Here is an 18710-nt window from a genome sequence, read left to right on the forward strand (position 1 = left end):
CGGTCGTCGCGGCCCTCGCGGTCGTCACGGCCCTCGCGGTCGTCGCGGTCGTCGCGGTCGTCGCAGGCCTATCGGTCGTCGCGGGCCTACCGGTCCAGCACCCGCAGTACCGGTTCGAGGGAGCCCACGATCACCTGCGCGCCGGCGTCCCTCAGCAGCTTCTCCTTCCGGTCGTTTCTCGCGTAACCCAGGAAGGCGACGCCGACGCTCGTGGCCGCGGCCAGGTCGGAAGGGGAGTCACCGACCATCAGGGTGGCGGGGGCGGGGACCTTCGTGGCGCTCAGGGCGCGGTCGAGGGAGTACGGGTCGGGCTTGAGACGGTGCAGGTCCCGGGTGCGGCCGTAGACGTGCGGGGAGAAGCAGGGCGACAGGCCGCGGCCGGCCAGGTAGGCACCGACCGCACGCGGGGAGTTGTTCGTCACGACGGCCAGGCGGCACCCGATCGCCGACCAGGTGCGGATCAGCGGATCGGCGTAGGCGGTGGGCATCGCGGAGGGCACGGCGCGGAGCTCAGCCGACGTGCAGAACTCCTCCAGCCCGGCCGCCAGGTCGCTGCCGGGACACCGGCGGTCCACGGCCCGCAGCACCGCCTGCGGATCGCCGGTCCCCTGTTCGTGCGGGGAGAGCAGGCCCGCCATGCCGCGGTCCGCCAGCCACCGCACCATCTCGTCGGCGATCCGGCTCGCCCGGTACCGGGCGAACAGCCGGCAGATCGGACCGTCGAAGTCCCACAGTACGAGCCGTGCGCGCCGGACCGCGCGGCCCAGCGCCTCGTCGTCCGCCTCCGCTGTCACCGGTACCGCCCGCTCCGCCTCATCGCTCTCCAGGTCATCGGCCTCCAGGTCATCGGCCTCCAGGTCATCGGCCGCTAGGTGAGGGCCATGTCCGAGGTGATGGTGTCCCAGAGGGCGTCGAACCACTTCTGCGACTCCTCCACGAACGTCGCGTCCCGGTGGCCCGCCCGCTTCAGGAAGGAGAACAGCAGCGACTGGGCGCCGAGGGCGTCGTACATCTCCAGCGTCCGGCCCTCGAACTCCTCCGCGCGCACGGTGAGCATGTAGTAGCCGATCAGTGCCTCATCGCCGTTGATCAGGTAGAGCTTCATCGGCGGGGAGTAGGGCAGGGTGCGGAAGGTGACGCGCACGTCGACGTGACGGGTGGTGCGCAGGGCGCGCAGGTTGTGCTCGAGTACCTGGGCATGGGCGTTGCGCATCTGGAGCCAGCGCCGGTGGACCGGGTCGTCCTCCTCCTCCTCGACCAGGACGGGGAAGGCCAGCTTGGCGTTCCGCGACGGCATCAGGACACGGAAGTCGATCGACTCCGGGCAGATGTGACCCTCGTGGATGAGGCGGAGCGGCTCGCTGAGGGCGATCATCAGCGTCTCCGACGTGTGGCACACGACGTCCACCCGCACCCGCGGCGCCGAGAACGCCTCCGTCAGCCTCGACTTCAGCGCCGCCAACGCCGGCTGCGCCTCTCCTGCCCGGACCGGGGCGGGCTCGGCGATGCGGGGCGGGCTGCCCTTGCTCACGTTGGTGAGCAGGCCGTCCTCCTGGAGGGCCCGCAGTGCCTGGCGGACGGTGCCGCGCTCCACCTTGAACTCCTCGGCCAGTTCGGCCTGGGTGGGCAGGCGGTCGCCCGCCTTGAGGTCACCCCCGCGGATCCGTTCCCGCAGGATGTCGGCCAACTCCTGGGCCGAGAGCCTTCTGTTGCCGTTCACGGACGCGTTCTCCTGAGTCACGACCAAACGCTACAACTTCGACCTACCTACCGGGAGTTGCTTGAAACTTGTTTACAGGTAGTAGCCAAGTGGGGACAACTTAACAGAAGTTGGTTGCCAACTTGGTCTAGTTGGCGGAAGTTCCTTCCCAGACTTCCGAAGGGGGGAAAGACCATGCCCGTCCTCACGCTCGTCTCCACGGTCTTCGTCGTCGCCTTCGAGGCGATCCTCCAGTGGCGGTACGGCGCCACTGGCATCATCGGCCTGCTCCTGCTCACCCTGGGCATCAAGGCGAAGAGCCCGTCCGTCAGTTCTGCGGGCGCGGTGGTGCTGGCCCTCCTCGTCGCGGGGCCGGCGCTGTGACAGGTGGCGGGCCGGCGGCGAACAGGCCGATGGCGCGGGACGCGAAGAGACGCACCTGCCGACCTTGGCCGGTTTCGGCCGCCCCGAAAGGGCCCGGCACGGTGTTTCGCCGGGCACGGCCGGGGTCCCGCCGGAGTCGGGCGCGACGGCCGCGGGGCCCCTCGGGCGCGCGGCCGTTCAGCCATTCCGGCCGGGGAACGAGCAGGTCGCCGACGGGCGGCGGCGCACTCGGCGCCGCACTCGACGGCCGGCCGGTCCGACGCGAGGGAGCGACGCCCCGGCCGCGGACGACCGGTCCCGGTCCGGGCGCACCGCCCGCTGCGGGGGTTCCGTTTCGGCTCCGTGACCGATCACTGCAACTTCCCGCCATCTTTGGGAAGTTCGCGGAAAGGTGGGTACAGGACGTTCCCAAGTAGGAATAACTAAGGCTAAGTTGGCAACCAACTTGAGCAATGTGGTCACACCTTTCGAGGGTTGGCCACCAAGGTGACAGGGGACCACCATGCCGCTCATCGCCATCGTCGTCGCCGCTCTGGCCATCGGGTTCGAGCAACTCGTGCAATGGAAGTACGGGCCGATGGGAATCATCGCGTTCGTCGCGCTGTCCATCGGCATCAAGGCGAGGAACACCATGATCGGCGGTGTGGGCGCGGTGATCCTCGTGATGCTGCTCGCCCAGTCCGGCTGAACCGACGTACTGCTGTCCGGGCCCCCTTCCGGAGGGGAGCCGGGAGCCCGGACAGTCAGTCAGCACCACCGCACAACAACCACAACCACAACTGAATGCAGCACAGCAACGCAGCACCACAACTGAAGAGCGCGCTACGGATGCGCACACCCACCGTCACCGGCAGAAGGGAGCCACTCTCAGAACATGTCCGGGCACCAAGGCCGCCTGGACGTACGCAGCAGGGCGTCGGCCACACGGGCGGCGCCCGCTCGTTCTTCCCGGACCCGGCCGAGCGCGGCCAGCCGTACGGCCGACTCGTCGCCCAGCCACAGCGGCGCCAGCTCGCCCACGTCGAGCACCAGTTGGGCACTCTCGGTGGTCGGCGTGCAGGCCGCCCCGTCCGGCCCGGCCTCCAGCCGCCACCGCCCGCCGGTCAGCCCGCCACGGTCCACGACCTCCAGCACCAGGGAGCCCCGCCCCTCGTAGGTGCGCGCCTCCAGCGCCCGTACGACGTCCAGGATCCGCACCCACAGCCAGTCCGCCTGCGTGGTGATCCTGGCCGCGCGCGGGTCGGGCAGGAGGTGCGGGAGCAGGTCGTCGGGGGACCGCCAGCCGCTCTTCACCGTCATGACCCAGTCGATCGAGCACAGGTAGTGCCACAGGGCGCGCTCGGCGGCCGGTGTCACGGCCAGCAGCCAGTCGACGGTCGCCGTGTTCAGCGGCTGCTTGGCGTCGCCCCAGTGGTCGTCGGCCTTGTACGCGGCCAAGCCCTCGACCGCGCCGTCCGCCGAGCGGTACAGGGCGTAGAAGGGCTCGGTCCACGGGGAGCCGTTGAGGTTCAGCACCCCGGTCCGGGTCAGCCACCACAGCTCTGCCCGGCTGACCGCGCCCGGCTGGGCCCGGCGCAGCCGCTCGTGCAGCTCGGGGCCGAGTTTCCGGACGTCCTCGCCGTCCACGAGGTCGATCCGGCCGCCGTCCTCCGGGGCCGCCCAGCGCCGGTCGAGGCCGGCGCGCGGCACGTCGACCGTCCACTCGGTCATGGTGGTGGCGGGGCCGAATCCGTAGCGGCCGTAGATCGGGTACTCGGCCGCGATCAGTGTCGCGACGACGTCCCCGCGGTCCTTCGCCGCCGCCAGGTCCCGCGCCATCATGCGGGTGAGCAGGCCGCGGCGGCGGTGGGTCGCGGTGACGGTGACGTTGGAGATCGCGTCGGCCCGGACGAGGGCGCCTCCGACGGCGGTGATCTCCTGGTCGAAGGACCGGAAGGTCGCCACGCAGCGCTCACCGTCGAAGGCGCCGGCCGACCGGCCGGGCACGAACAGGTTGCGGCGGGCCTCCAGTTGCTCCGCGGTGACGGCGGGCGGCATCAGGAACCCGGTGTTCAGGGCACGGTGCCAGTCGGGGAACTCGGCCTCGGTTATGGGACGTACGTCGATGTCGGCGGGGCGCGTCATGTGCTCACGGTAGGTCGGCGACCGCGCCGGCGTCGCACGATTTTGCCGGGCCGGACCGGCCCGCGACGGCAGCGTCCGCCCCGCCGCCGGGCCGCCCCGCCGCCGGGCCGCCTGGGCGCCGTTCCGCCGGGCCGCCTGGGCGCCGTTCCGCCGGGGCGAACGGCTCCGGTCGGCGCCGCGCTCGGCACCCCACTCGGTGCCACGCTCGGCACCCCACTCAGTGCGGCACCGATCGGCGCCGCACCGCCCGACGACCGCCCCGTCCCCGGCCCGCTGCCCCGGCCCTTGTTCCTGCCTTGCCCCCTCAGAAGGCGGCCCGGATCTCCCCCACCTCGCGTCCGCCGCCCAGCAGGGGCGTACGGCCGATGCGGTCGACCACCGGCGCCTCCACGCCCATCAGCGTCAGCGCACGGGCCAGTACCGGGCCCAGGGCCCGCGTCGCGCCGTCCTCGACCTTGAAGGCCAGGGCGCGGCCGTCGGGCAGGGCCACCGCCTGCACGGCCTCCGCGCCCATCTTGGAGAGCGTGCCGGGCACCTCGCGCATCAGCCAGGTGTCGGCGCGGCGGGTGCCCGCGACGTACTCGGGGTGGGCGCGCATCGCGTCGGCGACGCGACGCTCGGCCGTGCCGGGTTCGGCGCGGACGAAGGAGCGGAAGGCGCGGGCCAGCCCGACCAGGCTGATCGCCATCAGCGGCGCCCCGCACCCGTCCGTGCCGACGGCGGCGACCGGCTCGCCCGCGGCGTCCTCCACAACCCTGTGGATGATCCGCTGCAGCGGGTGGCCGGGGTCGAGGTAGGTCTCCGGGGACCAGCCCTGCTGGGCGCAGACCGCCAGCATCGCGGTGTGCTTGCCGGAGCAGTTCATGGTGATCCGGTCGGGCGCCGCGCCCGACGCCAGGTACGTGTCCCGCTCCTCCGGGTCCAGCGGCAGGTCGGGCGGGCACTGGAGCGCGGCGGGGTCCAGGCCGTACTCGTCCAGCATCTTGCGGACCAGGTCGCGGTGGAAGGGCTCCCCGGAGTGGCTCGCGGCGGCCAGCGCCAGCCGCTCCCCCGTGAGGTCGAGACCGGCCCGCAGGACTCCCGCCGCCTGCATCGGCTTGTTGGCGGAGCGCGGGAAGACCGGCGCCGTCACCTCCCCCAGCGCCAGCTCCACGGCCCCGTCGGCGCCCAGGACGACCAGACTGCCCCGGTGCCGCCCCTCGACGAAGCCGGACCGGACGACCTCGGCGAGGACGGGCGGGACGACGGGAGAGAGCGCGGACGTGGGCGCCGGCTCGGCCGGCTGGGACCGGGCCGACTGGGGCCGGGCCGACTGGGGCTGTGACTGGGACGGCTGGGACGGTTGCGGCGCGGGCATCGGCGGTGGCCTTCCGGACGGGTGACCCACCGCGGTGACACCCCGGGATCGCCGGGTCCCGGAGGGCGGCCCGGAGGCCGCCCCACGCGTCACACGAGCAGGTCGTCGACTTGTGCTTCCCCCTCACGGTACCGGCGTGCGATCTCCGCGCTGCAGTCGTCGGCCGTGCGCTGGAGGCGCTGCCTCCGCCGGGACACCTGCTGCTCGTAGCGCACGAGCCGCCCCGTCCCGGCGGTCAGCTCGGCGTCGGTGCGGGCCGTCAGGTCGGACAGCTCCACCTCGCCGAGCATCTCCGCGGCCAGCCGTCGGCATTCCTCGCTGCGTGGCGTGCCGAGCGTCACATGGCGGGCGGAGGAACGCTGCCGGGCCGGGGCGTCGGTCAGGATCTCCGACAGCCGCTCGACGACGGACCCCCTCGCCGCGGTGGTCACCACGGACGCGGGACGGCGCCGCGCCAGCTCCGCACGCAGAATGTCGATACGCCCCTGCAGCAGCCGCCGCACGTAACTCAGGTCGGCTTCCTCGCGTTGCGCGTCCCGGCGCAGGGTGCGCAGCTCCGGCAGGCTCAGCGCGGTCAGGTCGTGCCCCGGAGGATCCGCGGGCAGCTCCGGACTGTCCGTGCGCTGCACGGGCGGCCGGGGCGCCTCCAGGCCACCCGGATATGTCAACGCGACAGTCCCAAGCGGCTGCCCCGTACTCGGTGTTCCCATGTGCATCAACCGTCCCCTCGACCGGCGTCTGGGAGCATCGTGCCACCCCAAGTGGCCGCTATGTGACCGAGTGCCCATGATCAGCCCCGATCGGCCCCAGATGGGGGGTTAGAGAGCGAAAAGAAACCCCGTACGGGCCCGTTTGCGGACGCCCCGGGGGGACACGGCATCATGACGGGATGCGTGCGGTGGTGCAGAGGGTGGACGGCGCGAGCGTCGTCGTGGACGGCGAGACCGTGGGAGCGATCGACGGCGAGGGCCTGTGCGTCCTGGTCGGTGTCACCCACGACGACACCAAGGAAAAGGCGGCGCAGCTGGCCCGCAAACTCTGGTCGGTGCGGGTGCTGCACGACGAGAAGTCGTGCAGTGACGTCGACGCCCCGCTCCTGGTGATCAGCCAGTTCACGCTGTACGGCGACGCCCGCAAGGGCCGTCGCCCCACCTGGAACGCCGCCGCGCCCGGCGACGTGGCCGAGCCGCTCGTCGACGAGGTCGTCGCCCAGCTGCGCGCGCTGGGCGCGACCGTGGCGACGGGCCGTTTCGGCGCCCGGATGCGCGTGTCGCTGACGAACGACGGCCCGTTCACGGTGATCGTCGAGGTCTGACGCCCAGGGCCCGCAGGACCTCGGGCCCGCAGAGCCCCGCTGGGAGACCCGGGCCCGCAGGGCTGTCGGAGCCCCGGGAGTACCGGTACCCCCGGGGCTCCCGGTACTCCCAGGGCTCCCAGGCTCCCGGTACTCCCGGAGCTCCCGGGGATCAGCGCCCGCTCAGGGCTCTACGACCGTCTCCTGGGCGGCCGCGGTCTCCTCGGCCATCAGCCGGGCGTCCACCGGCACGTTCCGCTTCACCAGGGCGAGGGCGACCGGGCCCAGCTCGTGGTGGCGTACGGACGTGGTGACGAAACCGATCTTGCGGCCGTCGGGGCCGTCGTCCGCGAGGCGGATCTCCGCGCCGGGCCCCGGCAGGTGGACCTCGCTGCCGTCGAGGTGCAGGAAGACCAGGCGGCGCGGCGGCTTTCCGAGGTTCTGCACCCGGGCGACGGTCTCCTGCCCCCGGTAGCACCCCTTCTGGAGGTGGACCGCCGTCCCGATCCAGCCCAGCTCGTGCGGGATGGTCCGGTGGTCGGTCTCGAAGCCGAGGCGGGGACGGTGCTGCTCGACGCGCAGCGCCTCGTGCGCCAGGATCCCGGCAGGCGGACCCGCCTGCGCCGCGAACGCCTCCAGGTCCTCGCGCGGCAGGAAGAGATCACGGCCGTACGGCGTCTCCCGGACGGCGACGCCCTCGGGGACCTCGGTGATCGAGCCGGCCGGCACGTGCACGACCGCGATGTCGGCGGTGCGGTCGGCGACCTCGACCCGGTAGAAGAACTTCATCGACTCCAGGTAGGCGATCAGCGCCTCCTGGCTGCCGGGCTCCACGTGGGCCCAGACGGTCGTGCCGTCGTCGACGAGGTACAGGGCGTGTTCGATGTGGCCGTTCGCGGAGAGGATCAGCGCCTCGGTCGCCTCGCCGGCCGGCAGCTCGCTGACGTGCTGGGTGAGCAGCAGGTGCAGCCAGGTCAGCCGGTCGTCGCCCGTGACGGTGACGACACCGCGGTGGGAGAGGTCGACGAAGCCGGTGCCGTCGGCGAGGGCGCGCTGCTCGCGGAACAGGTCGCCGTAGTGGGCGGCGACGCCTTCGTCCACGCCCTCGGCGGGGACGGCGCCGGGCAGGGACAGCAGGGGGCTCTTCATACGCCCTAGCCTACGACTCGGTAGTTGAACCCCTCAGCGAGCAGTCCTCGCACCGGCCGAAGATCGCGAAGTGCTTCAGGTCGGTGTCGAAGCCGAACTGTTCCCGCAGCTTGTCGGTGAACTCGGCGGCCACCGACAGATCGGCCTCAATCACGTTGGTGCAGTCCCGGCAGACCAGGTGGATGTGGTGGTGCCGGTCGGCCAGGTGGTAGGTGGGCGCACCGTGCCCGAGGTGGGCGTGGCTGACCAGCCCGAGCTCCTCCAGGAGCTCCAGCGTGCGGTAGACGGTGGAAATGTTGACCCCCGACGCCGTCTTCCTCACTTCGCCGAGGATGTCGTCGGGGGTCGCGTGCTCCAGGGTGTCCACGGCTTCGAGCACCAGCTGCCGCTGCGGGGTCAGCCGGTAGCCGCGCTGCCTGAGGTCGCTCTTCCAGTCGGTGCTCACCACACCCACGAGTCTAGGACCTCTCCGGGGGACCTACTTGAAATCCGAAGGGGCCTACTTGAAGAAGGCGATCCCGTCGTCGGGCATGTCGTCGGGCAGGGCCTTGGCCCAGCGTTCGACGTCCTCCGGGGTGACGACCTTCTTCAGGTGCGCCGACATGTAGGGGCGCAGCTCGACCTCGGGGGTCTGCTTCTCGCCGACCCACATCAGGTCGCTCTTGACGTAGCCGTACAGCCGCTTGCCGCCGGTGTAGGGCCGGGAGGCGGCGGTGCGCGCGACCGCGTCCGTCACCAGGTCGATCTGCGGCTTCTGGGCGGCCAGCTCGCCGTACCAGATCTCGATGACGCCGTCGTCGCGGGTCATCGTCACCTCGACCTTGCGCTTGGCGTCGATGCGCCAGAAGCCGTGCTCGGACTCCAGCGGGCGGACCTTGTTGCCGTCCTGGTCGAGGGCCCAGGTGTGGGACCGGTACTCCAGGAAGTCCCGGCCGTCGTGGGTGAAGGAGACTTCCTGCCCGAAGTTGCACTTCTCGGCGCCGGGGAAGTCGTGCACGCCCGCGCCCGCCCAGTCGCCGAGCAGGAAGGCGAGGGGGACGAGGTCCTTGTGGAGGTCGGACGGGATCTCGATCATGAGCGGTACTTCCTGGCGTCGGTGATCAGCGCTGGCCCTGGTACAGCTTCTTCACGGTCAGACCGGCGAAGGCGAGGACGCCGACGCAGACCAGGACCAGCAGGGCTTCGAAGAAGATCTCCACGGGGTGCTCCTCGGTAAAGCGGAGTGCGGTGCGTGCGCCGGGTGCGCTACGTGCACAAGGCCGTGGCCCAGCTTACGCGGCCCGGGGCGGCGTCACTTTGCGAGGTGGGCCCTCCCGTGCGCCGTACGATGCGGCCATGGCGAAGAAGCTCGTGATCAAGGTGACGGCGGGCGCCGACGCGCCCGAGCGGTGTTCTCAGGCGTTCACGGTGGCGGCGGTGGCCGTGGCCAGCGGGGTCGACGTGTCCCTGTGGCTGACCGGCGAGTCGGCGTGGTTCGCGCTGCCGGGCCGTGCGGCCGAGTTCGAGCTGCCGCACGCCGCGCCGCTGCCCGACCTGCTGGACGCGGTCCTGGCGGGCGGCCGGCTGACCCTGTGCACCCAGTGCGCGGCCCGCCGCGACATCACCGAGGAGGACGTCCTCGACGGCGTGCGGATCGCGGGCGCGCAGGTCTTCGTGCAGGAGGCGCTGGGGGACGAGACGCAGGCGCTGGTCTACTGACCGGCTGGCGTCCGGGGCGGTTCAGGGCCGGTCCTGGTGCCGTGGTCCCTTCCTGCCGTCCAGCTCGTCCCACCACTCGTCGGACTGGGCGTCACCCGACGGGTCGTCCCACCAGCGGTCGTCGGGGCCGCGGCGGTTGGCGACGACCGCGGCGAGCGGGGGGATGACCATGGCGACCACGCACATGCCGACGGCCGCGGGGACCGACCAGAGACGGACGACGCCCCAGGCCAGGACGAACAGCCCGATGCAGACGCCCATCATCACGAAGTAGATGTGCCGCCGCCGTGCGTACATACGTCCAGGGTAGGTCCGGACGCGGGACCCGACAGGAGCCCGGACGCGGTACCGGACATGCCGGAGGGCCGCACCCCGGGCGGCGTCCAACCCTCGGGGTGCGGCCCTCCGGCCGTCACTGGCCGTCAGACGGCGATCGCGACCTCGGCCAGCCCGCCCGGCTGGGCGACGACCGTGCGGTCGGCGCTGGCGCCCGGGACGAGCGCCCGTACGGTCCAGGTGCCCTCGGCCGCGTAGAACCGGAACTGGCCCGTGGCGGAGGTCGGGACCTCCGCGGTGAACTCGCCGGTGGAGTCCAGCAGACGGACGTAGCCCGTCACCGGCTCGCCGTCGCGGGTCACCTGGCCCTGGATCGTGGTCTCACCCGGCTTGATCGTCGAGGCGTCGGGGCCGCCGGCCTTCGCTCCGCACATGTCGTACTCCTGAAGGGTTGGGAAAGGTCGGTCGGGTGCACTACCCGCTTGCTTACTTGGCCGCGCCGAGCTCGATCGGCACGCCGACGAGGGAGCCGTACTCGGTCCAGGAGCCGTCGTAGTTCTTGACGTTCTCCACGCCCAGCAGCTCGTGCAGGACGAACCAGGTCAGGGCCGAGCGCTCACCGATGCGGCAGTAGGCGATGGTGTCCTTCGCCAGGTCGACCTGCTCGTCCTCGTAGAGCGCCTTGAGCTCGTCGTCGGACTTGAAGGTGCCGTCGTCGTTGGCGTTCTTCGACCACGGGATGTTGCGGGCGGACGGGACGTGGCCCGGGCGCTGCGACTGCTCCTGCGGAAGGTGGGCCGGGGCGAGCAGCTTGCCGGAGAACTCGTCGGGCGACCGGACGTCGACCAGGTTCTGCGCGCCGATGGCGGCGACCACGTCGTCGCGGAAGGCGCGGATCGCGGTGTTCTGCGGCTTGGCCTTGTAGTCGGTGGCGGGGCGCTCGGGCACGTCGGCGCCGTCGACCAGCTCGCGGGCGTCCAGCTCCCACTTCTTGCGGCCGCCGTCGAGGAGCTTGACGTTGTCGTGGCCGTACAGCTTGAAGTACCAGTAGGCGTAGGACGCGAACCAGTTGTTGTTGCCGCCGTAGAGGACCACGGTGTGGTCGTTGGAGATCCCCTTGGCCGACAGGAGCTTCTCGAAGCCCTCCTGGTCGACGAAGTCGCGGCGGACCGGGTCCTGGAGGTCCTGGGTCCAGTCGATCCGGATCGCGTTCTTGATGTGGTTCTTCTCGTAGGCGGACGTGTCCTCGTCCACCTCCACGATGGCGATGCTCGGGTCGTCCAGGTGGTCCTGCAGCCAGTCGGCGTCGACCAGTACGTCGCTGCGGCTCATGATTTCTCCTCCGGGGCAGTTGGCGGCGGGGCGTGCGGTGAGACGGTGTGCGCGCTCGGGCCGGAGCGGCGCGCGGGTGCCCTGACCAGGGCGGTGAGGGGGACCGGACGGCGGCGTCGCCGTCCGCTCAGAAGGTGCGACAGAGCATGGCGGCAACGCGGCACAGGTCCACTGCCCGCCGCTTCGTGAGATCCGCCTGTCGCTTCATGAGTCCCGATCGTAGGGACGGACGGTGGGCCATGTCACCGACGTGTCGCATGGTGAGACATGATCGTCCGCGATGCGGGACAACGGAGGGTTGGGGAGTGCCGTCGAAGGGTGCCCGACGCAGGACGACCGGCGCTCCATCTGCGGTACGGACGGTGCCGTCTCGCCTGTCGGACGCCCGGTCGTCGTTCGCCGCCCATCTCCGGCAGCCGGCCGTCGCCCTCTCAGGCAGCCGGCCGTCGCCCTGCCCGGCAGCCGGGCCGTCGTCACCCGGCAGGCCGAACGTCGTCCTACCCGGCCAGCACGACGTTCGAACCCTTCACCGAGATCTCGACGCCGTCCTTCGCCGCCTCGACCTTGTCCAGCTCGATGCCGCCGGGCAGTTCGTCGATGGACTGCTGGAAGTCGGTGATCGCCCGGATCCGGGACTCGGCGAGCTGCTTGCCGCCGATCTCCGGCAGGCCTTCGGCGACGACCTCCACGTCGTTGTCCTTGACCGTGACCGTGCTGAGCACCTCGACCGGCTGGGGCACGTCGACGCCCATCACGGTGGCCGCGAGCGACACCTTGATCTTGCCGTTGCCGCCGTCGGAGAGGCCGATGACCTTGGCGGTGATACCGGGCGCGATGGCCGTGGGCTCGGACTTGGCGGCCTTCATCAGCTCGTCGTAGCCGACGGTCGCGGTGCCGGTGGCGGTGGCGGCGGTGGCGGAGCTGTAGTCGCTCGAGAACTCGACGCCCTTCATGTTCGCGCGCAGGTTGTCGATCATGATCTTCTCGCCGCCGTTGCCGGTGGACGCCTCGTAGTCGTCGATGCCGACCTCGACGTCGTCCAGCTCGCCGCCGACGACCTGGGTGAGGAAGGGGAAGCCGTTGATGGAGACGTCCGGCGCCGAGGCCAGGTTCTCGGTGCTGCGCAGCTGGTCCGCCGCCTCACCCTCGGCGAAGTTGACCGCCAAGCGGTCCGCGATCACGAAGAGTCCGCCCAGGATCACGACGACGATCAGCAGTATTCGCAGTGCACGCATGCGGTGTTCCTCAACCCTGGGCGGTCAACGACGACGGTCCCCCGACGGCCGGCGGCCGTACAGCGCGAGGGTAACGCGGCAGGGAAGGGCCACCGGGGTTTTGTCGATCACCTGTGACAGGGGGCGGCCCGGCGCGGCCCGGGGAGCGCCGCGGCCGGGGAGCGCCACTCCCGGGGAGCACCCGCGGCCGGGGAACCCCCGCCCGGGGAGCGTACGGCCCGGGGCGGTGGCTCAGCGGCTCAGCCGAACGCCCGGCCGAGCACGTACACGGCCGGTGCCGCGGCCGCGAGGGGCAGCGCCACGCCCGCCGTGAAGTGGACGAACCGGGACGGGTAGTCGTAGGCCGCCACCCGGTGGCCGATCAGCGCGCACACCGCCGCTCCCGCGCCGAGCAGCGCCCCCGACGTCCCGAAGTCCGTCATCGAGCCGACCGCGATCCCCGCCCCGGCCGCCGCGAGCAGCGCGGCGACCACGGACACCGGCGTCGGCAGCGGCAGGGCGCGGACCACGACGGCGACGGCCACCGCGATCGCGCCGACGGTCACCGCGTCCGCGTCGGCGGCGAGGTACCCGCCCGCGACGACCGCCAGGGCCGATGCGGCGACGGTGGCCATCAGGCCGTACATCCGCTCGTCGGGGTCGGCGTGCGAGCGCAGTTGCAGGACGAGCGACAGCAGCACCCACACCCCGAGCGTGCCGAGGATCGCCGCCGGGGAACGGTCGGACACCAGCATCGCCGCGTCGGCGGCCAGGGCGCCCGCGAAGCCCAGCGCGATGCCCTGCCGGGCGGGCCACATGCCGTTCAGACGGAACCAGCCCGCCGCGGTGACGGCCTGGAGGGCGACGAGCGGGACGAGGAGGGCGTACGTGCCGAGCGCCGCCGACCCGGCCAGCAGCAGCCCGAGCAGCGCGGTGAGCCCGGCCGGCTGCATCCCCGGGTCGATGATCGGCGAACGCCCTTCGGCACGGGCGCGCTGCGCGTCGGTGATCCGGGTGTTCCCGGCGATGGTCGCGGGACCGTAGCCGGGCGCGTCGGAGGCCGCGGGGGCGGAGGGTTCGGGGGCGGAGGGCGCGGGGGCGGGCACGGGGTCGGGCGCAGGGGGTTCGTACGGCTGGGAGTGGGGCTGGGAGTGGGGCTGGGGCGCGTAGGCCTGCGGCTGTGCCTGGTACGGCGGTGACTGTGCCTGGTGCGGCTGCGGCTGCGACGGATACGGCTGCGGCTGCGGCTGTGCTGCGTAGCCCCCGGTCGTCCCGTACGGCGTGCCCGTCGGCTCCTGATGGCCGTGTGGCGGCTGCGTCGACAGGGGCGGCAGATACGCCGTCTCCTCGGCGGAGACCGGCGGCTGCACCTGGGTCTCCCAGGTCTGCCCCTGCCACTGCTGCGTGTACTGGGCCGCGTCCGGGTCCTGGTAACCCTGGCCGTCCTGGTACGCCTGCTGCGCCTGCTGCGCGGGCCACGCCTGGGCGTCGTACCCCTCGTACCCCTCGTACCCCTCGTACGACTGATGCTGCTGATGCGGCTGATGCGGCTGATGCGGCTGGTTGGTCATCGCTCACCCTCCTGCGAACGGCGGGAGCACCTCGACCGTGCCGCCGTCGGCCAGCCGTACCGTCTCATGCCCGCGGGTGCCCACGGGGTCGCCGTCGACGAGGAACGAGCAGCGCAGCAGCACGCGCGTGAGTTCGCCGGGGTGCCGCTCGCGCACCGCGCCGAGCGCGTCGGCGAGCGTGGCCGCCTCGTACGGCTCCTCGGCCACCCCCGCCGCGGCCTTCGCGGCGGCCCAGTAGCGCACCGTGACCTTTGCCATCTGCATCCTTCGTCGCCGGTGCCGATCGGCGTCCGTGTCGACCGGCAGTGAACACATGCAGGCTAGCCCGCCCGGGACGCGGCCCAGTCGCCGATCCGGCGCAGCAGGTCCTCGTCGGACGCGTGCTCCGCGTGGCCCATGCCGGGCTCCAGCCACAGTTCGCCGTGGTCACCGGCGGCCTCGGCCAGCATCCGGGGGTGGTCGAGGGGAAAGTAGCCGTCCTGGTCGCCGTGGACGACGAGCAGCGGTGTCGGCGCGATCCGCCCCGCCGCCTCCACCGGCGACAGCGGCACCGGGTCCCAGTCCCGGTGGTGGATACGGGTGCGCAGGCCGTAGCGGCCCACCAGGCGCCCGGCGGGGCGCATCACCAGCCAGTGCAGCCGGCGCATGGGCGCCGTCCCCCGGTAGTACCAGCGGGCGGGGGAGCTCACCGACACGACGGCGTCCGTACGCGCCTCGCTGTCGGCGCCGTACAGCGCGGCGTGCCGCAGCACCACCGAGCCGCCCATGGAGAAGCCGACGGTCACCACGCGCGCGTGCCCGAAACCGCGCGCCCAGGTGACCGCCGCCGCCAGGTCGAGCACCTCGCGGTCGCCGACGGTGGACCGGCCGCCGGACGCGCCGTGCCCGCGGAAGGAGAACGCGACCACGGCCCCGTGGCGCGCCAGCGCCGCCGCGATCCGCCGTACGTGCGGGCGGTCCGCGTCGCCCGTGAAACCGTGCGCGATGACGAACACCAGGTCAGCGGCCTCGCGGCCGACCGCGCCGGGCTCGTACACGGCGTCGATCCGGACCCCGTCGGATGCGCGCAGGAAGGTGCGTGACGGCGTGCGGCGCGGCGTCCCGCGGGGCGTCTCGGGATGCGGACGATGGGTGGGACGCGCCACATGACCCGCCGGTCGGTTCCTCATGTCGGCTATTCTGCTGGGCAGAGGACTCGGGCAACGTAGCCCCCGGGTCCTTTTGTGCTTCCGGGAGCGACGCGCGGCGTTCATCTCCCGGACGCGCGGTGGGCCCCACGGCCAACGGGGTCCGCACCTGTACGAAGCAGTGCCGTAAACGTCCTCGCAGGGACCCAGGAGGAACCAGACGTTATGGGCGAGCGAAACGTGCACGACCGCAGGACGACCCGGGCAGGTGGGGCGCGATGAGTTCGCTGCTGCTCCTGACCAACGCCCTCCAGCCGTCGACGGAGGTGCTCCCCGCCCTCGGCCTGCTGCTGCACAGCGTGCGCGTCGCCCCGGCGGAGGGACCCGCCCTCGTCGACACCCCCGGCGCCGACGTCATCCTCGTCGACGGGCGCCGTGACCTTCCCCAGGTCCGCAGCCTGTGCCAGCTGCTGCGGTCCACCGGGCTCAGCTGTCCGCTGGTCCTCGTCGTCACCGAGGGCGGCCTGGCCGCCGTCACCGCCGACTGGGGCATCGACGACGTGCTGCTGGACACCGCCGGTCCGGCGGAGGTCGAGGCCCGGCTGCGCCTCGCCATGGGCCGCCAGCAGATCGTCGGCGACGACTCCCCGATGGAGATCCGCAACGGTGACCTGTCGGTGGACGAGGCGACGTACTCGGCGAAGCTCAAGGGCCGGGTCCTGGACCTGACCTTCAAGGAGTTCGAGCTGCTGAAGTACCTCGCCCAGCACCCGGGCCGGGTCTTCACCCGCGCCCAGCTGCTCCAGGAGGTCTGGGGCTACGACTACTTCGGCGGCACCCGCACGGTCGACGTGCACGTACGGCGGCTGCGCGCCAAGCTCGGCCCCGAGCACGAGTCGCTGATCGGGACCGTCCGCAACGTCGGCTACCGCTTCGTCACGCCGGAGAAGCCCGAGAAGTCGGAGCGCGCCTCGGAGGACGCCAAGGCGAAGGCGAAGGCCCGGTCCCAGGCGCAGGCGGAAGCGGGGTCGGACACCGCGGCGGAGGCGACGTCGGCCAACGCGTGAACCAAGGTGCGAACCAGGGCGAGAACCAGGGCGAGAACCAAGGTGTGAACCAAGGTGTGATACGCCCTGCCCGGTACGGTTCCATCCGCGTAGACTCCGCGCGTGGCCAAGGTGACTAGGGATGATGTGGCGCGACTGGCGGGGACTTCCACCGCCGTCGTCAGCTATGTCATCAACAACGGACCCCGGCCGGTCGCCCCGGCCACGCGCGAGCGTGTACTCGCCGCGATCAAGGAACTGGGGTATCGGCCGGACCGGGTCGCCCAGGCGATGGCGTCGCGGCGCACGGACCTCATAGGCCTGATCGTGCCGGACGCGCGCCAGCCGTTCTTCGCGGAGATGGCGCACGCGGTCGAGTGGGCCGCCTCCGAGCGCGGGAAGATGGTGCTCGTCGGCAACTCCGACTACGTCGGCGAGCGCGAGGTCCACTATCTGCGCGCCTTCCTCGGGATGCGCGTCTCCGGCCTGATCCTGGTCAGCCACGCCCTGAACGACCTGGCCGCCGCCGAGATCGACGCCTGGGACGCCCGGGTCGTCCTGCTGCACGAGCGCCCCGAGGCCATCGACGACGTCGCCGTCGTCACCGACGACCTGGGCGGCGCCCAGCTCGCCGTACGCCACCTCCTGGAGCACGGGTACGAGTACGTCGCCTGCATGGGCGGCACCGCCGAGACCCCGTCCGTCGGCGACCCGGTCTCCGACCACGTCGAGGGCTGGACGCGCGCGATGAAGGAGGCCGGGCTCTCCACCGAGGGCCGGCTCTTCGAGGCGCCGTACAACCGCTACGACGCCTACCGCGTGGCGCTGGAGCTCCTCTCCGGGCCCAGGCGTCCGCCCGCGATCTTCTGCTCCACGGACGACCAGGCGATCGGCCTGCTGCGCGCGGCGCGCGAGCTGCGCATCGACGTCCCCGGCGAGCTGGCGGTCGCCGGCTTCGACGACATCAAGGAGGCGGACCTGGCCGACCCGCCGCTGACGACGGTCGCCTCGGACCGGTCGGCGATGGCGCGGGCGGCCGTGGACCTGGTCCTGGACGACGGTCTGCGGGTGGCGGGCTCACGGCGGGAGCGGCTGAAGGTGTTCCCGTCGCGGCTGGTGGTACGGCAGTCCTGCGGCTGCGAGTAGCTTCACGGACGGCTTTATATCGGGCATACGAGGTTCTGCCGGGCTTCTCAGGCAGCACTCAGACCGCTCTCATACGGGGGCGGGAAGCTCATGAACATGACCGAGAGCCTCCGCCGCAGCGGCGAGTACGAGCACGCGCACGAGAACCCGTACGGCAGTCCGTACCAGGGCACCCAGCAGCACGCCTCCTCTCCCGTCAACCCCGAGTGGCCGCCCCCGCCGGCGCAGCCGCCCGCCGGGCCCGCGCAGGCGGCTGCTCAGCCCGGACAGCCCGTGCAGGCCGCTCAGCCCACGCAGGCCGCTCAGCCCGGACAGCCCGAGCCGCCCGCCCAGTTCGAGCCGCCCGCCCAGTTCGAGCCGCCTGCCCAGTTCGAGCAGCCCTCCCAGTTCGAGCAGCCCGAGCCGCCGCGCGGGAAGCGCACGGTCCGTCGCGGCCCCGCCGCCCTGCTCGCGGCCGTGGCGATCGTCGCGGCGGCCGTCGGCGGCGGCACCGCGTACGGCATCCAGGAGCTGACCGGCAGCGACACCGTCGTCTCCAGCGCCACCAGCACCAACGTGGTGCCCGCCGGTCAGAAGGGCACGGTCGCCGGGGTCGCGGCGGCGGTCAGCCCGAGCATCGTCGAGATCAGCGCCACCTCCAACGCCGGCTCCTCCACCGGCTCCGGCGTGATCATCACCGGCGACGGCGAGATCATCACCAACAACCACGTCGTGTCCGGCGCCTCCTCCGTCAAGGTGACGACCGGCGACGGCAAGCAGTACACCGCCCGGGTCGTCGGCACCGACAGCAGCAAGGACCTCGCGCTGATCAAGCTGGAGAACGCCTCCGGCCTGAAGGCCGCGACGCTCGGCGACTCCGACGGCGTCGGGGTCGGCGACCAGGTCGTCGCGATCGGCTCCCCGGAGGGCCTGACCGGCACCGTGACCAGCGGCATCGTCTCGGCCCTGGACCGTGACGTGACCGTCTCGACGGACGAGGGGCAGCAGCAGCAACAGCAGCGGCAGGGCGGCGGCTGGCCGTTCGAGTTCGGTGGTCAGGAGTTCAACGGCGACACCGGCTCGTCCACGACGACGTACAAGGCGATCCAGACCGACGCCTCCCTCAACCCGGGCAACTCCGGCGGCGCGCTGATCGACATGAACGGCAACATCATCGGCATCAACTCCGCGATGTACTCGTCGGCCGAGTCCTCCGCCGGTGCGGGCAGCGTCGGCCTCGGCTTCGCCATCCCGGTCAACACCGTCAAGGCCGACCTGCCCGCGCTGCGAGCGGGCGCCGACGGCTGAGCGGGT

General features: G+C 72.1%; 22 protein-coding genes. 7 read left to right on the forward strand and 15 right to left on the reverse strand.

The window, feature by feature from the left end:
* Positions 1–86 precede the first annotated feature (86 nt).
* Both ACP4J0_RS29770 and ACP4J0_RS29775 read right to left on the reverse strand, forming a co-directional pair.
* Entirely contained in the window at positions 87–920 is an 834-nt protein-coding gene (locus ACP4J0_RS29770; protein WP_426601822.1) for an HAD family hydrolase, read from the reverse strand.
* The gene (locus tag ACP4J0_RS29775; RefSeq protein ID WP_426601823.1) at positions 869–1747 is read right to left on the reverse strand and encodes a winged helix-turn-helix domain-containing protein; all 879 of its coding nucleotides are present in this window, start codon (positions 1745–1747) and stop codon (positions 869–871) included. The genes ACP4J0_RS29770 and ACP4J0_RS29775 overlap by 52 nt, the downstream gene beginning before the upstream one ends.
* Before the next feature lie 147 nt (positions 1748–1894).
* Here ACP4J0_RS29775 and ACP4J0_RS29780 point away from each other — a divergent pair, with 147 nt between their 5' ends.
* Both ACP4J0_RS29780 and ACP4J0_RS29785 read left to right on the forward strand, forming a co-directional pair.
* Positions 1895–2083, forward strand: a complete 189-nt coding sequence (locus ACP4J0_RS29780; protein ID WP_426601824.1) for a hypothetical protein — start codon at positions 1895–1897, stop codon at positions 2081–2083.
* Between the two features lie 502 nt (positions 2084–2585).
* On the forward strand, positions 2586–2771 hold the full coding sequence (locus tag ACP4J0_RS29785; RefSeq protein ID WP_426526442.1) for a hypothetical protein: 186 nt from the start codon (positions 2586–2588) through the stop codon (positions 2769–2771).
* A gap of 179 nt (positions 2772–2950) precedes the next feature.
* On the opposite strand, the gene ACP4J0_RS29790 is transcribed toward ACP4J0_RS29785, so the two are convergent.
* The 3 genes from ACP4J0_RS29790 to ACP4J0_RS29800 form a co-directional block, all read right to left on the reverse strand.
* On the reverse strand, positions 2951–4207 hold the full coding sequence (locus ACP4J0_RS29790) for a GNAT family N-acetyltransferase (RefSeq protein WP_426601825.1): 1257 nt from the start codon (positions 4205–4207) through the stop codon (positions 2951–2953).
* A 304-nt stretch (positions 4208–4511) separates the two neighbouring features.
* Entirely contained in the window at positions 4512–5564 is a 1053-nt protein-coding gene (locus ACP4J0_RS29795; RefSeq protein ID WP_426601826.1) for an asparaginase, read from the reverse strand.
* Between the two features lie 89 nt (positions 5565–5653).
* The gene (locus ACP4J0_RS29800) at positions 5654–6274 is read right to left on the reverse strand and encodes an aerial mycelium formation protein (RefSeq protein ID WP_426601827.1); all 621 of its coding nucleotides are present in this window, start codon (positions 6272–6274) and stop codon (positions 5654–5656) included.
* Positions 6275–6453: 179 nt separating this feature from the next.
* Here ACP4J0_RS29800 and dtd point away from each other — a divergent pair, with 179 nt between their 5' ends.
* Positions 6454–6879 carry a D-aminoacyl-tRNA deacylase gene (dtd, locus tag ACP4J0_RS29805; RefSeq protein ID WP_426601828.1) on the forward strand — a complete coding sequence of 142 codons (426 nt, stop codon included), beginning with the start codon at positions 6454–6456 and terminating at the stop codon, positions 6877–6879.
* A gap of 162 nt (positions 6880–7041) precedes the next feature.
* On the opposite strand, the gene ACP4J0_RS29810 is transcribed toward dtd, so the two are convergent.
* The 3 genes from ACP4J0_RS29810 to ACP4J0_RS29820 are packed head-to-tail and all read right to left on the reverse strand — an operon-like array spanning position 7042 to position 9082.
* Positions 7042–8007 (reverse strand): YgfZ/GcvT domain-containing protein, encoded by a 966-nt coding sequence (locus ACP4J0_RS29810; protein ID WP_426601829.1) that lies wholly within the window; start codon positions 8005–8007, stop codon positions 7042–7044.
* Between the two features lie 10 nt (positions 8008–8017).
* Positions 8018–8455 carry a Fur family transcriptional regulator gene (locus ACP4J0_RS29815; protein WP_426601830.1) on the reverse strand — a complete coding sequence of 146 codons (438 nt, stop codon included), beginning with the start codon at positions 8453–8455 and terminating at the stop codon, positions 8018–8020.
* A gap of 51 nt (positions 8456–8506) precedes the next feature.
* Positions 8507–9082, reverse strand: coding sequence for an FABP family protein (locus ACP4J0_RS29820; protein WP_426601831.1), 576 nt, complete (start codon positions 9080–9082; stop codon positions 8507–8509).
* 260 nt (positions 9083–9342) lie between these two features.
* On the opposite strand from ACP4J0_RS29820, the gene ACP4J0_RS29825 reads away from it, so the two are divergent.
* Entirely contained in the window at positions 9343–9705 is a 363-nt protein-coding gene (locus tag ACP4J0_RS29825) for a DsrE family protein (protein ID WP_426601832.1), read from the forward strand.
* A 21-nt stretch (positions 9706–9726) separates the two neighbouring features.
* Here ACP4J0_RS29825 and ACP4J0_RS29830 read toward each other — a convergent pair whose 3' ends face one another.
* The 7 genes from ACP4J0_RS29830 to ACP4J0_RS29860 form a co-directional block, all read right to left on the reverse strand.
* Positions 9727–10002: a DUF3099 domain-containing protein gene (locus ACP4J0_RS29830; protein ID WP_426601833.1), complete on the reverse strand. Its 276-nt coding sequence runs from the start codon at positions 10000–10002 to the stop codon at positions 9727–9729.
* Positions 10003–10127: 125 nt separating this feature from the next.
* Positions 10128–10415: a DUF1416 domain-containing protein gene (locus tag ACP4J0_RS29835; protein ID WP_426525386.1), complete on the reverse strand. Its 288-nt coding sequence runs from the start codon at positions 10413–10415 to the stop codon at positions 10128–10130.
* Between the two features lie 52 nt (positions 10416–10467).
* Positions 10468–11313: a sulfurtransferase gene (locus ACP4J0_RS29840; RefSeq protein WP_426525388.1), complete on the reverse strand. Its 846-nt coding sequence runs from the start codon at positions 11311–11313 to the stop codon at positions 10468–10470.
* Between the two features lie 497 nt (positions 11314–11810).
* The gene (locus tag ACP4J0_RS29845; protein ID WP_426601834.1) at positions 11811–12548 is read right to left on the reverse strand and encodes a DUF2993 domain-containing protein; all 738 of its coding nucleotides are present in this window, start codon (positions 12546–12548) and stop codon (positions 11811–11813) included.
* Positions 12549–12787: 239 nt separating this feature from the next.
* Positions 12788–14098: a hypothetical protein gene (locus ACP4J0_RS29850; protein ID WP_426601835.1), complete on the reverse strand. Its 1311-nt coding sequence runs from the start codon at positions 14096–14098 to the stop codon at positions 12788–12790.
* 3 nt (positions 14099–14101) lie between these two features.
* On the reverse strand, positions 14102–14356 hold the full coding sequence (locus tag ACP4J0_RS29855; protein ID WP_053133327.1) for a MoaD/ThiS family protein: 255 nt from the start codon (positions 14354–14356) through the stop codon (positions 14102–14104).
* Between the two features lie 62 nt (positions 14357–14418).
* On the reverse strand, positions 14419–15267 hold the full coding sequence (locus ACP4J0_RS29860) for an alpha/beta hydrolase (protein WP_426601836.1): 849 nt from the start codon (positions 15265–15267) through the stop codon (positions 14419–14421).
* 236 nt (positions 15268–15503) lie between these two features.
* Here ACP4J0_RS29860 and ACP4J0_RS29865 point away from each other — a divergent pair, with 236 nt between their 5' ends.
* The 3 genes from ACP4J0_RS29865 to ACP4J0_RS29875 all read left to right on the forward strand — a co-directional run bounded on the left by ACP4J0_RS29865 (position 15504) and on the right by ACP4J0_RS29875 (position 18704).
* Positions 15504–16292, forward strand: coding sequence for a winged helix-turn-helix transcriptional regulator (locus tag ACP4J0_RS29865; protein ID WP_426601837.1), 789 nt, complete (start codon positions 15504–15506; stop codon positions 16290–16292).
* 102 nt (positions 16293–16394) lie between these two features.
* Complete coding sequence (locus tag ACP4J0_RS29870) at positions 16395–17417, forward strand: LacI family DNA-binding transcriptional regulator (protein WP_426525398.1); 1023 nt, start codon at positions 16395–16397, stop codon at positions 17415–17417.
* 96 nt (positions 17418–17513) lie between these two features.
* Positions 17514–18704, forward strand: coding sequence for a S1C family serine protease (locus tag ACP4J0_RS29875; RefSeq protein WP_426601838.1), 1191 nt, complete (start codon positions 17514–17516; stop codon positions 18702–18704).
* Positions 18705–18710 lie beyond the last annotated feature (6 nt).

It is taken from the genome of Streptomyces sp. WG7, assembly GCF_049975785.1.
Lineage (GTDB): Bacteria > Actinomycetota > Actinomycetes > Streptomycetales > Streptomycetaceae > Streptomyces.

Excerpts from the sequence above, each read along its gene's own strand:
- ACP4J0_RS29780 (WP_426601824.1), top strand. The coding sequence starts at position 1,895 with ATGCCCGTCCTCACGCTCGTCTCCACGGTCTTCGTCGTCGCCTTCGAG.
- ACP4J0_RS29785 (WP_426526442.1), top strand. The coding sequence starts at position 2,586 with ATGCCGCTCATCGCCATCGTCGTCGCCGCTCTGGCCATCGGGTTCGAG.
- ACP4J0_RS29790 (WP_426601825.1), bottom strand. The coding sequence starts at position 4,207 with ATGACGCGCCCCGCCGACATCGACGTACGTCCCATAACCGAGGCCGAG.
- ACP4J0_RS29795 (WP_426601826.1), bottom strand. The coding sequence starts at position 5,564 with ATGCCCGCGCCGCAACCGTCCCAGCCGTCCCAGTCACAGCCCCAGTCG.
- ACP4J0_RS29800 (WP_426601827.1), bottom strand. The coding sequence starts at position 6,274 with ATGGGAACACCGAGTACGGGGCAGCCGCTTGGGACTGTCGCGTTGACA.
- dtd (WP_426601828.1), top strand. The coding sequence starts at position 6,454 with ATGCGTGCGGTGGTGCAGAGGGTGGACGGCGCGAGCGTCGTCGTGGAC.
- ACP4J0_RS29810 (WP_426601829.1), bottom strand. The coding sequence starts at position 8,007 with ATGAAGAGCCCCCTGCTGTCCCTGCCCGGCGCCGTCCCCGCCGAGGGC.
- ACP4J0_RS29820 (WP_426601831.1), bottom strand. The coding sequence starts at position 9,082 with ATGATCGAGATCCCGTCCGACCTCCACAAGGACCTCGTCCCCCTCGCC.
- ACP4J0_RS29825 (WP_426601832.1), top strand. The coding sequence starts at position 9,343 with ATGGCGAAGAAGCTCGTGATCAAGGTGACGGCGGGCGCCGACGCGCCC.
- ACP4J0_RS29830 (WP_426601833.1), bottom strand. The coding sequence starts at position 10,002 with ATGTACGCACGGCGGCGGCACATCTACTTCGTGATGATGGGCGTCTGC.
- ACP4J0_RS29835 (WP_426525386.1), bottom strand. The coding sequence starts at position 10,415 with ATGTGCGGAGCGAAGGCCGGCGGCCCCGACGCCTCGACGATCAAGCCG.
- ACP4J0_RS29840 (WP_426525388.1), bottom strand. The coding sequence starts at position 11,313 with ATGAGCCGCAGCGACGTACTGGTCGACGCCGACTGGCTGCAGGACCAC.
- ACP4J0_RS29845 (WP_426601834.1), bottom strand. The coding sequence starts at position 12,548 with ATGCGTGCACTGCGAATACTGCTGATCGTCGTCGTGATCCTGGGCGGA.
- ACP4J0_RS29850 (WP_426601835.1), bottom strand. The coding sequence starts at position 14,098 with ATGACCAACCAGCCGCATCAGCCGCATCAGCCGCATCAGCAGCATCAG.
- ACP4J0_RS29855 (WP_053133327.1), bottom strand. The coding sequence starts at position 14,356 with ATGGCAAAGGTCACGGTGCGCTACTGGGCCGCCGCGAAGGCCGCGGCG.
- ACP4J0_RS29860 (WP_426601836.1), bottom strand. The coding sequence starts at position 15,267 with ATGAGGAACCGACCGGCGGGTCATGTGGCGCGTCCCACCCATCGTCCG.
- ACP4J0_RS29865 (WP_426601837.1), top strand. The coding sequence starts at position 15,504 with ATGAGTTCGCTGCTGCTCCTGACCAACGCCCTCCAGCCGTCGACGGAG.
- ACP4J0_RS29875 (WP_426601838.1), top strand. The coding sequence starts at position 17,514 with ATGACCGAGAGCCTCCGCCGCAGCGGCGAGTACGAGCACGCGCACGAG.